Here is a 504-nt window from a genome sequence, read left to right on the forward strand (position 1 = left end):
AGCAGGAGAGGCAAATCAGGGAGAAATTAGACTTTTTATCAGCCCTGGAGCAAACCATTTCATTGGTGAAAAAGCGGATGAAACGGCAGATGGAATATCCCGCGCTCGGTGAGGTGTTTGTTTTAGATGAAGAAGAAATACGGATCATTCAGACAGAGGCAGAAGGAATCGGGCCTGAAAACGTGCTCAACGCCTCCTACAGCAAATTAAAAAAATTTATCGAGTCAGCAGATGGATTTACGAACAATAGCTACGGCGCTACTTTCTCTTTTCAGCCCTACACCAGCATTGATGAAATGACTTACCGTCATATTTTCACACCTGTATTGACGAATAAACAGATTTCATCAATTACGCCGGATATGGAAATCACAACGATCCCTAAAGGGAGGTATGCGTGTATCGCGTATAATTTTTCGCCTGAACATTATTTTCTCAACTTACAGAAGCTTATCAAATATATCGCGGACCGCCAATTAACAGTTGTCAGTGATGTATACGAGT

Annotated in this window: 1 pseudogene; it reads left to right on the forward strand. The window is 41.9% G+C overall.

Annotated features, from left to right (window positions below):
* A pseudogene (gene bmrR / locus IEV86_RS18365) lies at nt 1–504 on the forward strand (multidrug efflux transcriptional regulator BmrR); the annotation flags it as partial.

Origin of the sequence: Cellulomonas carbonis, assembly GCF_014636275.1 — a bacterium.
GTDB lineage: Bacteria > Actinomycetota > Actinomycetes > Actinomycetales > Cellulomonadaceae > Actinotalea > Actinotalea carbonis.